At 73.0% G+C, this 12,650-nt stretch carries 11 protein-coding genes and 1 pseudogene; 11 read left to right on the top strand and 1 reads right to left on the bottom strand.

Annotation, left to right across the window (positions count from 1 at the left end; genetic code table 11):
• Positions 1 to 91: 91 nt before the first annotated feature.
• Positions 92 to 748 carry a DUF461 domain-containing protein gene (locus AADR41_RS38335; protein WP_342286803.1) on the bottom strand — a complete coding sequence of 219 codons (657 nt, stop codon included), beginning with the start codon at positions 746 to 748 and terminating at the stop codon, positions 92 to 94.
• 640 nt (positions 749 to 1,388) lie between these two features.
• On the opposite strand from AADR41_RS38335, the gene AADR41_RS38330 reads away from it, so the two are divergent.
• From AADR41_RS38330 to AADR41_RS38280, 11 genes and pseudogenes are all read left to right on the top strand, one after another.
• Positions 1,389 to 1,871: a CarD family transcriptional regulator gene (locus tag AADR41_RS38330; protein ID WP_006380568.1), complete on the top strand. Its 483-nt coding sequence runs from the start codon at positions 1,389 to 1,391 to the stop codon at positions 1,869 to 1,871.
• Positions 1,872 to 2,225: 354 nt separating this feature from the next.
• Positions 2,226 to 2,972, top strand: a complete 747-nt coding sequence (ispD, locus tag AADR41_RS38325) for a 2-C-methyl-D-erythritol 4-phosphate cytidylyltransferase (protein ID WP_342286802.1) — start codon at positions 2,226 to 2,228, stop codon at positions 2,970 to 2,972.
• Complete coding sequence (gene ispF / locus AADR41_RS38320; protein ID WP_342286801.1) at positions 2,962 to 3,483, top strand: 2-C-methyl-D-erythritol 2,4-cyclodiphosphate synthase; 522 nt, start codon at positions 2,962 to 2,964, stop codon at positions 3,481 to 3,483. Before ispD ends, ispF begins: the two co-directional genes overlap by 11 nt.
• Before the next feature lie 113 nt (positions 3,484 to 3,596).
• Positions 3,597 to 4,181 (top strand): GNAT family N-acetyltransferase, encoded by a 585-nt coding sequence (locus tag AADR41_RS38315; RefSeq protein WP_342286800.1) that lies wholly within the window; start codon positions 3,597 to 3,599, stop codon positions 4,179 to 4,181.
• A 31-nt stretch (positions 4,182 to 4,212) separates the two neighbouring features.
• Positions 4,213 to 5,733: an ABC transporter substrate-binding protein gene (locus tag AADR41_RS38310; protein ID WP_342286798.1), complete on the top strand. Its 1,521-nt coding sequence runs from the start codon at positions 4,213 to 4,215 to the stop codon at positions 5,731 to 5,733.
• A 4-nt stretch (positions 5,734 to 5,737) separates the two neighbouring features.
• Complete coding sequence (locus AADR41_RS38305) at positions 5,738 to 7,465, top strand: ABC transporter permease subunit (protein ID WP_342286797.1); 1,728 nt, start codon at positions 5,738 to 5,740, stop codon at positions 7,463 to 7,465.
• Positions 7,466 to 7,856: 391 nt separating this feature from the next.
• The gene (locus AADR41_RS38300; protein ID WP_342286796.1) at positions 7,857 to 9,110 is read left to right on the top strand and encodes an MFS transporter; all 1,254 of its coding nucleotides are present in this window, start codon (positions 7,857 to 7,859) and stop codon (positions 9,108 to 9,110) included.
• A 33-nt stretch (positions 9,111 to 9,143) separates the two neighbouring features.
• Positions 9,144 to 9,545, top strand: a complete 402-nt coding sequence (locus AADR41_RS38295; RefSeq protein ID WP_342286795.1) for a PPOX class F420-dependent oxidoreductase — start codon at positions 9,144 to 9,146, stop codon at positions 9,543 to 9,545.
• A 116-nt stretch (positions 9,546 to 9,661) separates the two neighbouring features.
• Positions 9,662 to 11,065 carry a cysteine--tRNA ligase gene (gene cysS, locus AADR41_RS38290; protein ID WP_342286794.1) on the top strand — a complete coding sequence of 468 codons (1,404 nt, stop codon included), beginning with the start codon at positions 9,662 to 9,664 and terminating at the stop codon, positions 11,063 to 11,065.
• 83 nt (positions 11,066 to 11,148) lie between these two features.
• Positions 11,149 to 12,105 (top strand): 23S rRNA (guanosine(2251)-2'-O)-methyltransferase RlmB, encoded by a 957-nt coding sequence (gene rlmB, locus AADR41_RS38285; RefSeq protein WP_342286792.1) that lies wholly within the window; start codon positions 11,149 to 11,151, stop codon positions 12,103 to 12,105.
• Between the two features lie 117 nt (positions 12,106 to 12,222).
• Positions 12,223 to 12,650 (top strand): annotated as a pseudogene (locus AADR41_RS38280) (hypothetical protein); the annotation flags it as partial.

The raw sequence follows: 12,650 nt of genomic DNA, 5'->3' as shown, positions 1-12,650 counted from the left end.
GAGGGCGCCCCCGAAAGGGGGCGCCCTCCGCCGTTCGGCGCGGGTTCGCGCGGCGCTCCGTCCGCCCGCGGGCCGCTGTCCGCGTGCGGGGTCAGCGGGCCTGCGTGGAGGCGGACGCGGAGTCGGTCGGGGTGACCGTGTCGCTCTCCGACTCGTCGGAGTTACCGCCCTCCGCCCCGGCGGTGGCGGAACCGGTCGGCTTCGTCTCCGGCGACTTCGCCGGCGTCTCGGGCAGCGCGCTCGGGCCGAAGCCCGTGAAGTAGCTCGTCGCAGGCACGACGGCCGCGCCGAGCGGGATCTCGCCGGCCGCGCTGAACTTGAAGACGACCCGCTGCACATTGCCCGCCTTGGCGGCCTCGCCGCCGCCCTCGATCACGGCGGAGGCATTGCCGGGGCCGCCCAGCAGCACCGAGCCGCCGGCCGGGACGACGACCGATCCGGCGCCCTCGGCGGCGTGCAGCTGCACCGAGGTGCTCGAACCGGGCAGCGTGACGGCTTCCAGGGTCTGCGGCTTCGTGCCGTTGTTGAACAGCGTCGCGACGACGACCGCCGGGCCCGTCGCGGTGGGCTCGGGCTCGGTGACGATGTTGGCGTTCTGGATTCTGATGTCACCGACGGAGGTGGCAGCATTGTCCGGCCTGACCTTGAGCGTCGCGGCGTCATTGCCCGCGCCGCACGCGGCGAGCGAGGCGATCGAGAACACGATGGCTGTGGCGGCGAGAGCGCCGTGTCGAAGGCTGCGGCTCACGGCGGCGGCAACTCCTTGAACGTTCGGACTGCGGACGGGTGGGGAGCGACGTAAAGCCGCCCTAAGGGTGTGTCAGCGGCTTCAGGCTACCGAGCCGTCCGTCCGGCTCCGCACCCGACCCGCCCCTGAGAGTGATCTCGGTCCTCCCGGCCGCTCCCGGGACTTCCCGCGGTCATGCCCTTCGGAGGCTCCCGCCCGGCAATGGTTTGCGGCCCGGCCGGCTGCCGAAACGGCCCGACACATGCCGTTCACATATCGCCGGTGATCAATTCATGGAGCGTGGCGTATTCCGCGCCCATAAGCGATCGCGCGGGCCCGTTGATCAATTCCATTGATCAACGGCACTTACCTCCGTACGGGTGATCGATCTCCGAACGGAGTACGGAAACTCCAGCATCCGGAACCAGGCAAAACGGGACGTTCGGCCCCTTTGGAGGGTGGTCCGGATGTGTGAGACGTGTGTGTTTCGCCCTGCCCGCACAACGGCTCCGACCTGCGAATTCCGCACCCCGTGAGCCTTCCGCAGCACGTGCGTGTTGCTGTTGTCAAGCCCCGAGATATGCCCTGACCTGCGAAAACGCCATTCAGGAGAAGCAGTTCTCGTGTTACTCTTGATAGCCACGGAAGGGGTACCTGTCACATGACGTTCAAGGTTGGCGACACCGTGGTCTATCCCCATCACGGGGCCGCGCTGATCGAGGCTATCGAAACTCGCCAGATCAAAGGCGTGGACAAGACCTACTTGGTGCTCAAGGTCGCCCAGGGCGACTTGACGGTTCGTGTGCCGGCGGACAATGCGGAGTTCGTGGGTGTGCGCGACGTGGTCGGGCAGGAGGGGCTGGACCGGGTCTTCGAGGTGCTTCGTGCACCGTATGCCGAAGAGCCGACGAACTGGTCCCGGCGCTACAAGGCAAATCTCGAGAAGCTCGCCTCCGGCGATGTCATCAAGGTCGCCGAAGTGGTTCGCGACCTGTGGCGTCGTGAGCGCGAGCGTGGACTCTCCGCAGGTGAGAAGCGCATGCTCGCCAAGGCTCGCCAGATTCTGGTGAGCGAGCTCGCTCTCGCGGAGAACACGAACGAAGACAAGGCCGAGGCTCTGCTCGACGAGGTTCTCGCGTCCTGAACCGGCTCGCGCCGGTCGTAATCAATGTGCCGCGGTGCCCGCTGACAACCGTATTCACGGTATGTCGTCGGGCGCCGCGGCATGTCTGTATTCAGCCACGGCGTGGCTGGAAACAATGCGCAGCCTGTCTGGATTGCGTCCCGACTCACCGACGCGTTGGCTTCATCGGTGATACCCCCGATACGTTGCTCGCGATCTTGCGCAGCCGATCCCGAGCACCGGTGCGGCTTGTCCGACTTCGACGGGGTGTCACGGAAAGGGCCCCGTCGAGTCAGGGCACGGCGCCCGGCTCGCTTGTGGCCATACCCACGTCGGCTGTGGAAACAAACATGCCGAAGCCCCGGAGTGCAATCGATGTCTGATCAATCGCGTCCGTACCGCACGGCCGCCGTGATTCCCGCTGCCGGCCGCGGCGTACGGCTCGGGCCCGGCGCCCCCAAGGCGCTCCGCGCGCTGGGCGGTACGCCCATGCTCATCCATGCGGTACGGGCCATGGCGGCGTCCCGTTCCGTCTCCCTGGTCGTGGTCGTCGCGCCGCCGGACGGCGCCCACGAGGTCAAGAACCTGCTCGACGAGCACGCCCTGCCCGAGCGCACCGACTACCTCGTCGTGCCTGGCGGCGACACCCGCCAGGAGTCGGTGCGGCTCGGCGTCGACGCGCTGCCCGAGGACGTCTCCGCCGTCCTCGTCCACGACGCGGCGCGCCCGCTGGTGCCCGTCGACACGGTGGACGCGGTGATCGAGGCGGTACGGGACGGGGCGCCCGCCGTCGTCCCCGCGCTGCCGCTGGCCGACACCGTCAAGGAGGTCGAGCCCGGTGCGCCGGGGGAGCCGGAGCCGGTGCTCGGCACGCCCGTGCGGGCCAGGCTGCGCGCCGTGCAGACCCCGCAGGGCTTCGACCGCGACACGCTCGTGCGGGCGCACCGGGCCGTCGCCGTCAGCGGCGAGGGCGCCACGGACGACGCGGGCATGGTGGAGCAGCTCGGGGCGCCCGTGGTGGTCGTGCCCGGGCACGAAGAGGCGTTCAAGGTGACCCGGCCGCTGGATCTGGTGCTGGCCGAGGCGGTACTCGCACGCAGGAGGGCGAACGATGGCTTCTGAGGAAACGACGGCTCCCGCGGAACGCACCGGTCCGGTGATCCCGCAGGTCGGGATCGGCACCGACATCCACGCCTTCGAGGAGGGCCGTGAGCTGTGGTGCGCGGGGCTGCTCTGGGAGGGCGAGGGGCCCGGGCTCGCCGGGCACTCGGACGCCGATGTCGTCGCGCACGCCGCGTGCAACGCGCTCTTCTCGGCCGCCGGGCTCGGCGACCTCGGACAGCACTTCGGCACCGGGCGGCCCGAGTGGTCCGGCGCCGCCGGGGTGACCCTGCTGACCGAGGCGGCCCGGATCGTGCGGGCCGAGGGCTTCGAGATCGGCAATGTCGCCGTCCAGGTTGTCGGCGTACGGCCGAAGATCGGCAAGCGGCGGGACGAGGCGCAGAAGGTGCTGTCGGCCGCCGTGGGGGCGCCCGTCTCGCTCTCCGCGGCCACCTCCGACGGTCTCGGCTTCACCGGCCGGGGCGAGGGCATCGCCGGGATCGCGACCGCGCTGGTCCACCGCACCGGCTGACCCGCACCCGGCCCTGACCTGCCGGGATCTCCGGGGCCCGGCCTTGTTGCACATCGCTTGCACGTACGCTGGTGCGGCAAGCGATGTGTCGTACGAGGACGGTGGGCTCACGGATGAGCGCGACGACGGTGGCGCCGGTACGGGCCGGATCCGGCGGATACGTACTGCGCACCGCCACCCCCGCCGACCTCGGCGGGGCGCGGGCCGTGATGCTCGACACCGTCTACCGCGACCTGCGGTCCGGCTACGTACCGCGCTGGCACGCCGACATCATCGATCCCGAGACCGCCTATCTGCGCCCGGACCGCTGCACCCTGCTGGTCGCCGAGTACGAGGGCGAGATCGTCGCCACCGGCGCGGTGCGCGACCGCGGGCCCCAGGCGCCGCCCAATCCGCGGTGGGTCGCGGACCGCTTCCCGTCCGGGACCACCGCCCAGCTCTGCCGGATCTATGTCGCCCCCGGCCACCGCAGGCGCGGGCTGGCCCGGCGGCTGGTGCGTGAGCTGTGCGACTTCGTCGCGGCGGCCGACGGGTACGAGGCGGTCTACCTGCACACCGACCCGGCCGTGCCGGGCGCCGAGCCGTTCTGGCGGTCGCTGGCGGACGAGGTGTGCGACGAGCGTGCGTTGCCGGGCGGCGGCCAGGGCATCGTCCACTTCGAACTGCCGATGCCGGTGCCCGCCACCCCCGCCCGCTAGATGACAATCGTTTTCATATAAGGTCACTGTCATGCCCTCGTCCCGACGCCGTCGCCCCGCGCTGCCCCTGACGCTCTCCGCGGCCGCCCTCCTCGTACCGCTCGCCACCGCCTGTTCGTCCGCCGACGGCCCGGGCGGCTCCGCGGACGGGCAGCGGCTCCGGGTCGTCATGGCCTTCCCGCCCGCCCAGGCCATGTCCCCGTACGGCGACGACGCCGTCACCCTCAGCCGCCTCGCCGTCATCGAGGGCCTCACCACCCTCGACAGGAACGGCGACGCCAAGCCCGCGCTCGCCACCTCCTGGAAGCGCGACGACGACCGCACCTGGACCTTCACGCTGCGCGACGCCGCCTTCCAGGACGGCAGGAAGGTCCGGTCCGCCGATGTCGCGCGCTCGCTGCGCGCCGCCGAGCAGGCGTCCCCCAAGCCCCGGGTCCTCAGCGACACCCGCCTCGACGTCACCACGCCGGACGCCGGGACCGTACGGATATCCACCCGGACCCCCGACCCGCTGCTGCCCCAGCGGCTGGCCAACCCGTCGCTCACGATCCTGTCCGAGGGCGCGTACAAGGGCGGCAGGGTGAACCCCGCCGGGCACGCCACCGGCCCCTTCACCCTGACGAAGGTGAACGGCGCGCTCAGCGCGACGCTCCGGCGCAACGACAGCTACTGGGGCGCCAGGGCCAAGGCGCCCGGTGTCGACGTGAAGTTCGTCGCCGACGGCACCGCGCGCGCCAACGCGCTGCGCACGAAGACCGTCGACGTCGCCGAGTACGTACCCATCTCCCAGGCGTCCCTCCTCGGCGACGGGCTCGTCCACGAATTCCCCTCCGCCCGCACCAACGGCCTCTCCCTCAACACCCGGCACGGCGTCTTCGCCGACCCGGCGATGCGCGCCGCCGCCCGTGAGGCCATCGACTCGGCCGCCCTGGTCAAGGGCGTCTACGAGGGCCGCGCCGACACGGCGAAGGGCCTCCTCGGCCCCGGCGTGCCCTGGGCCGCCGCCGGCCGCACCGCCCCCACGGACCGGGCGAAGGCGGCCGGCAGGGCGGAGGTCGCGAGGACGAAGCAGATCGTCCTCGCCACGTACACCAACCGGCCGGAGCTGCCCGAGGTCGCCACCGTCGTCCAGCAGCAGCTCACCGCCCGCGGCTTCACCGTCAAGCAGGTCGTGCGCGACTACGCCCAGCTGGAGGCCGACGCGCTGGCCGGCAAGTACGACGCCTTCATCCAGGCCCGCAACACCCTCCTGGACACCGCGGATCCGGTCTCCTACCTCGCGTCCGACTTCACCTGCGACGGCAGCTTCAACATCTCCCAGCTCTGCGACGAGCGGGCCGACGCCGCCGTGGACAAGGCCGCCGGCCTCGCCGGCACCGACGCCCGCCACCGCGCCGAGATGAACGCCGAGGCCCGCATCCTCGGCACCGACGCCCTTGTGCCGCTGCTCCACGAACGCTTCGTCCAGGGGTACGACGACAGCCGCGTCCACGGAGTCTCGCTCGACCCGATGGAACGCACCCTGATCACCGCCGACACTCGCGTCGGGTGACCGGGTGAAGCACCTGGCGGGGCGGCTCGGCACGCTCCTCGCGGTCCTCGCCGTCATCGGGCTGCTGCCCGCCCTCACCCGGACCGACCCGGCGCTCACGATCCTGCACGCCCGTTACGCCGACCGGCCGCCGACCCCCGAGACCCTCGACGCGATCCGTGCCGAGACCGGGCTCGACGGCGGGGCCGCGCACGTTCTCGGCGACTGGCTGGGCGGGCTCCTCCACGGCGACCTCGGCACCTCCTGGGTCTCCGGACAGCCCGTCGCCCCCGACGTGACGGCCGCGCTCGGCGTCTCCCTGACCCTGATGGGCCTCTCGCTCGCCGTCGCGCTGCTGCTGGCCGCCGCGCTCTGCGCGGGCACGCTGCGGCGCGGGGCGCGGCGCCGGATCGTCACCGCGCGGGCCGGGGTGAGCGCCGCCGTCCTCGCCGCGCTGCCGGAGTTCCTGCTCGCCGCCGTCCTGGCCGCCGTCGTCGCCGTACAGCTGGGCTGGCTCCCGGCGCTCGGCTGGGGGACGCCCGCACAGACGGTGCTGCCCGCGCTCGCCATGGGCGTTCCGGCGGGCGCCCTGCTCGGCCGGCTGCTGGACGACGCGCTGCCCGCCGCGTTCGCCGAACCGTGGGCGAGGGCCGCCGCCGCGGGCGGACTGCCCGGACGCCGCATCGTGCCCCACGCGCTGCGCCGCACCCTGCCCGGACTGCTGCCGCAGCTCGGCCTGGTCGTGGTCGGTCTCACCGGCGGCGCCGTCGCCGTCGAGACGCTGTACGCCGTGCCGGGGCTCGGCGGTACGGCGCTGGCCGCGGCTCTCGCGCAGGACCTCCCGGTGCTCCAGGCGTGCGTACTGTTCCTGCTGCTCCTGGGCGTCGTCGCGGGCGTCGCGGCCCGCCTGGCCGGCCGCGCCCTGCTCGGGCCCGCCCTGTCCGACGGGGCCCTCCCGGCCCTGGTGCCCCCGGTCCTGCCCGCCCGCCGGCTGCTCGCCGCCGGGGCGATGGTGCTCGCCGCGCTCTTCGTGGCCGTGGCCGTCGCCGGGCTGCTGCGCGACCCGTTGCACGTCGACGCCGCGGCCCGCCTCGCCGGCCCGTCCGCCGCGCATCCCTTCGGCACGGACTCGCTCGGCCGTGACGTGCTGGCCCGCCTCGGCCACGGAGCGGCCCGCACGGTGCTGACCGCGATCGCCGTCTCCGCCGTGACGCTGCTGCTCGGCCTGGTCCTGGGAGCGGTACGGGCCGGAGCGCTCACCGAGACCGCGAACGCGCTGCCGACGATCCTGTGCGGCCTGGTCGTCGCGGGCATCGCGGGCCCCGGCCCGCTGGGCGCCGCGGTCGCCGTGGCGGCCGTCGCCTGGGCGCCGCTCGCCGCGCACACCTCGGCCCTCTACGCGCAGGAGCGCGCCGCACCGCACATCGCGGCGGCCCGTTCGATGGGCGCCGGGCGGTGGCACCTGGCCCGGCGCCACCTGCTGCCCGCCGTCGTGCCCCCGGTCCTGCGCCACGCGGTGCTGCGGATCCCGGCGATCGCGCTGGCCCTCGCCTCGCTCGGCTTCCTCGGCCTGGGTGCCCAGGCACCGGCGCCGGAGTGGGGCCGGATGCTCTCGGAGAACATGCCGTACGCGGAACGGGCCCCCGGGTCGGTGCTGGCCCCCGCCGCCGCGCTCGCCGCCCTGGGCGCACTGGCCGTCCTCACGGCGGCAGCGGTACGGGGACGGGCCCGGGGCCGGGCAGGCGCGGCTTGAACGGGCATACCGGGGCGGAACCGCGTACCGGGACGGGCATGGGCGGGCGTACCGGGACGGGACCGCGTACCGCAACGGAACGCCTCTGGGCACGGCCCCACCACCACCCCCGTACGCCCGAGGACGCACGACGGACCGGTCCGGGGCCGTGCAGGGGAGTCCCCGCAGGACGACGAACGGGTACCCGGGTTCTCCCGCGTACCCGCGGAACGTTCGTCGTCCGAGGAGACGCCCCGGAGGGGCCCCGGACCACCCCGCCGAAGCCGCCGGCGGGGGTGACCCCGTGAGCCCCGCCGAAGCCGCCGGCGGGGGTGACCCCGTGAGCCCCGCCGAAGCCGCCGGCCGGGGTGACCCCGTGAGCCCCGCCGAAGCCGCCGGCCGGGGTGACCCCGTGACCTCCGCCGCAGCCACCCCCGGGGCCGCCACGAGGACCACGCCCTACCTGCGCCTCCTCACCGCCACCCAGTTCGCCTTCAACGTCGGCTTCTACGCCGTGCTGCCCTACCTCGCGACCCATCTCGGCACCGGCCTCGGCATGGCCGGATGGCTCGTCGGGCTCGTGCTCGGCCTGCGTACGTTCAGCCAGCAGGGGCTCTTCGTCGTGGGCGGCGCCCTCACCGACCGGTACGGGCCCCGGCCCGTCGTCCTCGTCGGCTGCGCCCTGCGGATCGCCGGCTTCGGGTGGCTGGCCTTCGCCGGGTCCACCGTGGGCGTCATCGGCGCGGTGGTCCTCATCGGGTTCGCTGCCGCGCTGTTCTCGCCCGCCGTGGAGTCCGAGACCGCCCGCGAGTCCGTCCGGTACGAGCGGGACACCGGAACCCCGCGCGCCCAGGTGCTGGCCGTGTTCTCCGCCGCCGGACAGGCGGGCGCCTTCGTCGGGCCGCTGCTCGGTTCGCTGCTCCTGCTGCTCGGCGCCGGATTCCGGGCGGCCTGCCTGGCCGGTGCGCTGGTCTTCGCCGGGGTGCTCGCCGGACACGCCCGGCTGATGCCGCGCCGGACTCCCGTCACCCGGACGGCCGAGCCCCGGCAGTCCGTTCGCGAGGTGTTCGGCAACCGGCCCTTCCTCCTGCTCTGCCTCGCGTACAGCAGCTATCTGATCGCGTACAACCAGCTCTACCTCTCGCTGCCGGCCGAGGTGGCGGACGCCACCGGCGGCCAGACGGCCCTCGGCTGGCTGTTCGCGCTCTCCTCGCTCCTCGTCGTCTGCGCCCAACTCCCCCTGACCCGCTGGTCCGCCCGCCGCGTCGCCCCGCGCACCGCGCTCGTCACCGGCCTCGGGATCGTCGCCGCCGGGTTCGCCGCCGTGCCGCTCGCCCCCGGCGGCCCCGCCGGACTGCTGCCCGGCGCCGCCCTCGTCGTGCTGCTCACCCTCGGCCAGATGCTGCTGGTCCCGGCCGCGCGCGGCCTCGTACCGGATCTCGTCGACGACCGGCGGCTCGGGCTTGCCACCGGGGCGCTCTCCTCGGTCTCCGGGCTCGCCGTGCTCGGCGGCAGCGCCGCCACCGGGGCACTGCTCCAGGCGCCGGACCCGGTCCGGTGGGCGGCGCTCGCCGCCGTGCCGCTGGCGGGTGCGGCGCTCGCCCTGACCCTTCCGGTGGGCGGGAACGGGAAGCGGTGGCGCCGGGCCGGGGTTGGGGATTCGTAGAGGCACCACCGAACCCACTGGAGGACGTACGCCATGCCCGCCGCACTCCCCGCAGAACTCAAGGCGCTTCTCGACACCCCCGTCTTCGTCACCGTCGCCACCGTCCAGCCCGACGGCAGCCCCCAGGTCTCCCCGGTCTGGGTGAAGCGCGACGGCGACGACCTGCTCGTCTCTACGTCGGTCGGCCGCCGCAAGGAGCAGAACCTGCGCCGTGACCCGCGGGTCTCCGTCGTCGTGCAGCCCTTCGACGCCCCGTACACGTACGCCGAGATCCGCGGCACCGCCACCCTGACCACCGAGGGCGGCGACGAGCTCATGGACGAGCTGTCCGTGAAGTACACCGGCAAGAAGTTCGCGGAGTTCAACCCCTCCGTCGACGACGCCGAGCGCGTGGTCGTCCGGATCACCCCGCGCAAGGTCGTCGGGCGCGTCTGAAAACACCCCCTCGGAGGACCCCTCGACGCAGGCGGAAGCGCCCCGCTGTAACAAAGTTGTCCCCGCGATCCCCAAGGGGTCGCGGGGCACTGGTGCGCGCCCACTACCCTTGAGGCGTGACTATTCGCCTGTACGACACCAGCGCCCGGCAGATCCGTGACTTCGTACCGCTCACAGCGGGCTGTGTCTCGATCTACCTCTGTGGCGCGACCGTCCAGGCCGCCCCGCACATCGGGCACATCCGGTCCGGGCTGAACTTCGACATCATGCGCCGCTGGTTCCAGTACCGCGGCTACGACGTCACCTTCGTCCGGAACGTCACCGACATCGACGACAAGATCATCGCGAAGTCGGCGGAGCAGGGCCGCCCGTGGTGGGCCATCGGCTACGAGAACGAGCGGGCGTTCAACGCCGGCTACGACGCGCTCGGCTGCCTCCCGGTCACCTACGAGCCCCGCGCCACCGGCCACGTCCCCGAGATGATCGAGATGATGCGGGGCCTGATCGAACGCGGTCACGCCTACGCGGCCGACGGCAATGTGTACTTCGACGTGCGCTCGTTCCCCGGCTACCTGGAGCTCTCCAACCAGGACCTGGACGATCTGCGCCAGCCCTCCGGCGACGGCGAGACCGGCAAGCGCGACCAGCGCGACTTCGCCATGTGGAAGGCGACCAGGCCGGGCGAGCCCAGCTGGGAGACCCCGTGGGGCCGCGGCCGCCCCGGCTGGCACCTGGAGTGCTCCGCCATGGCGCACAAGTACCTCGGCACCGCCTTCGACATCCACGGCGGCGGCATCGACCTGATCTTCCCGCACCACGAGAACGAGATCGTCCAGGCCAAGGCGTACGGCGACGAGTTCGCGAAGTACTGGGTGCACAACGGCTGGGTCACCATGTCCGGCGAGAAGATGTCGAAGTCGCTGGGCAACTCGGTGCTGGTCAGCGAGATGGTCAAGGCGTGGCGTCCGATCGTGCTGCGCTACTACCTCGGCACCCCGCACTACCGGTCGATGATCGAGTACAGCGAGGAGGCCCTGCGCGAGGCCGAGTCGGCGTTCGCGCGGATCGAGGGCTTCGTCCAGCGCGTCACCGAGAAGGCGGGCGAGACGGTCGAGCCCGCCACCGAGGTGCCGCCGGCCTTCGCCGAGGCGATGGACGACGACCTGGGCGTCCCGCAGGCGCTCGCGATCGTCCACACCACGGTCCGGCAGGGCAATTCCGCACTGGCCGCCGACGACAAGGAAGCCGCCGTCGCCCGGCTCGCCGAGGTCCGCGCGATGCTCGGCGTCCTCGGCCTCGACCCGCTCGACGAGCACTGGGCGGGCGAGAGCGACCGCGGCGACGATCTGCACGGGGTCGTCGACACGCTCGTACGCCTCGTCCTCGACCAGCGCCAGTCGGCCCGCGAGCGCAAGGACTGGCCCGCCGCCGACGCCATCCGCGACCAGCTCAACCAGTCCGGACTCGTCATCGAGGACAGCCCCACCGGACCACGGTGGACACTCGGCCCGCGCCAGTAGTCCCCACCATGTGCCGCCCGGCGTTCCGGGCGGCACACTTCACTTACGTACGCATGTCTGAGAAGCAACGAAACAGGTAGGTCATGGCCGGGAACAGCCAGCGCAGGAACCGCCGCACGTCCAACAAGAAGGGCATGCAGGTCGGCAGCGGCGGGCAGCGGCGCCGTGGCCTCGAAGGCAAGGGCCCGACGCCGCCCGCCGAGGCCCGCAAGAAGCACAAGAAGAACCGCATCGCGACCGCCAGGGCCAAGCAGGCCGCCAACCGCCGCCCCGCCCCCCGGCGCGGCGGCGTCAAGGGCACGTCCGAGATGGTCGTCGGCCGCAACCCGGTCTACGAGGCCCTGCGCGACGGCGTCCCGGCGACGACCCTGTACGTCCAGCAGTACATCGACAACGACGAGCGGGTCCGCGAGGCGCTCCAGCTGGCCGGCGCGCGCGGCAACATCAACCTGATGGAGGCCCCGCGCCCCGAGCTGGACCGGATGACGAACGGCCTGAACCACCAGGGCCTCGTCCTCCAGGTCCCGCCGTACGAGTACGCGCACCCCGAGGACCTCACCGCCGCCGCGTACGACAACGGCGAGGACCCGCTGATCGTGGCCCTCGACGGCGTCACCGACCCGCGCAACCTGGGTGCGATCGTCCGTTCCGTCTCCGCGTTCGGCGGTCACGGCGTGGTCGTGCCCGAGCGGCGTGCGGCCGGGATGACGGCGGGCGCCTGGAAGTCCTCGGCCGGTACGGCCGCCCGTACGCCGGTCTCCCGGGTGACCAACCTGACCCGGGCGCTGGAGGGCTACCAGAAGGCCGGCCTGACGGTCGTCGGCCTGGCCGCCGACGGCGAGCACACCGTCGAGGACCTGGCGGAGCTCGCCGGGCCCGTCGTCATCGTCATCGGCAGCGAGGGCAAGGGCCTCGGCCGTCTGGTCGGCGAGACCTGCGACTACCGGGTCCGCATCTCGATGCCGGGCGGCGCGGAGTCGCTGAACGCGGGTGTCGCGGCCGGGATCGTGCTGTACGAGGTCGCGCGGCGCCGGGCCTGAAAGTCCACCCGGCCGGGGGGCGGCCGAGTGGATCCTCCCCCCGCCGGGGCCCATTGACGGGCCTCGGACACATCGGGCCCGTCAAGGCAGTGTCCTAAACACAGATCACTCGGTTAGATGAGTGTGGACACCAGAACGCCTCGGTTCGACGAACAACCCGCCCTGAGCATGACCAAGGTGGACTGCGACCCTGCGCAGGTCATCGTCAACCACGCCAGCTTCCGGGTGCAGCTCGCACCGGGCCAGCGCCCGCGGCTGCGCGGTCTGGCCCCCGCCGGCGCGCCCAGGATCCCCGCCATGAGCGGCGCAGGAGCGGCCCGCGGCAGGCGCTCGCCCGTCGTGTGGAGCGGCAGGTCCGCCCCCGGCGACCCCGGCGCCACCGGGCTCCTCCAGGCCGTGCGGAACTCCACCGCGGGCCGCCCGGCCCCGGCCGGGTACGACGCGTACGACCCCTACGCGGCCCCGGCGCGCGACGGCGGACCCGGCACGGTCGGCACCCAGGTCATCGACCTTCTCGAAGAGACCCAGCCCACCCCCGTCGTCAC

This window comes from Streptomyces sp. CLV115 (genome assembly GCF_038448545.1).
GTDB classification, from domain to species: domain Bacteria; phylum Actinomycetota; class Actinomycetes; order Streptomycetales; family Streptomycetaceae; genus Streptomyces; species Streptomyces sanglieri.
The sequence above is the reverse complement of the archived record's forward strand: the minus strand, read 5'-3'. Positions and strand labels throughout refer to the sequence as shown.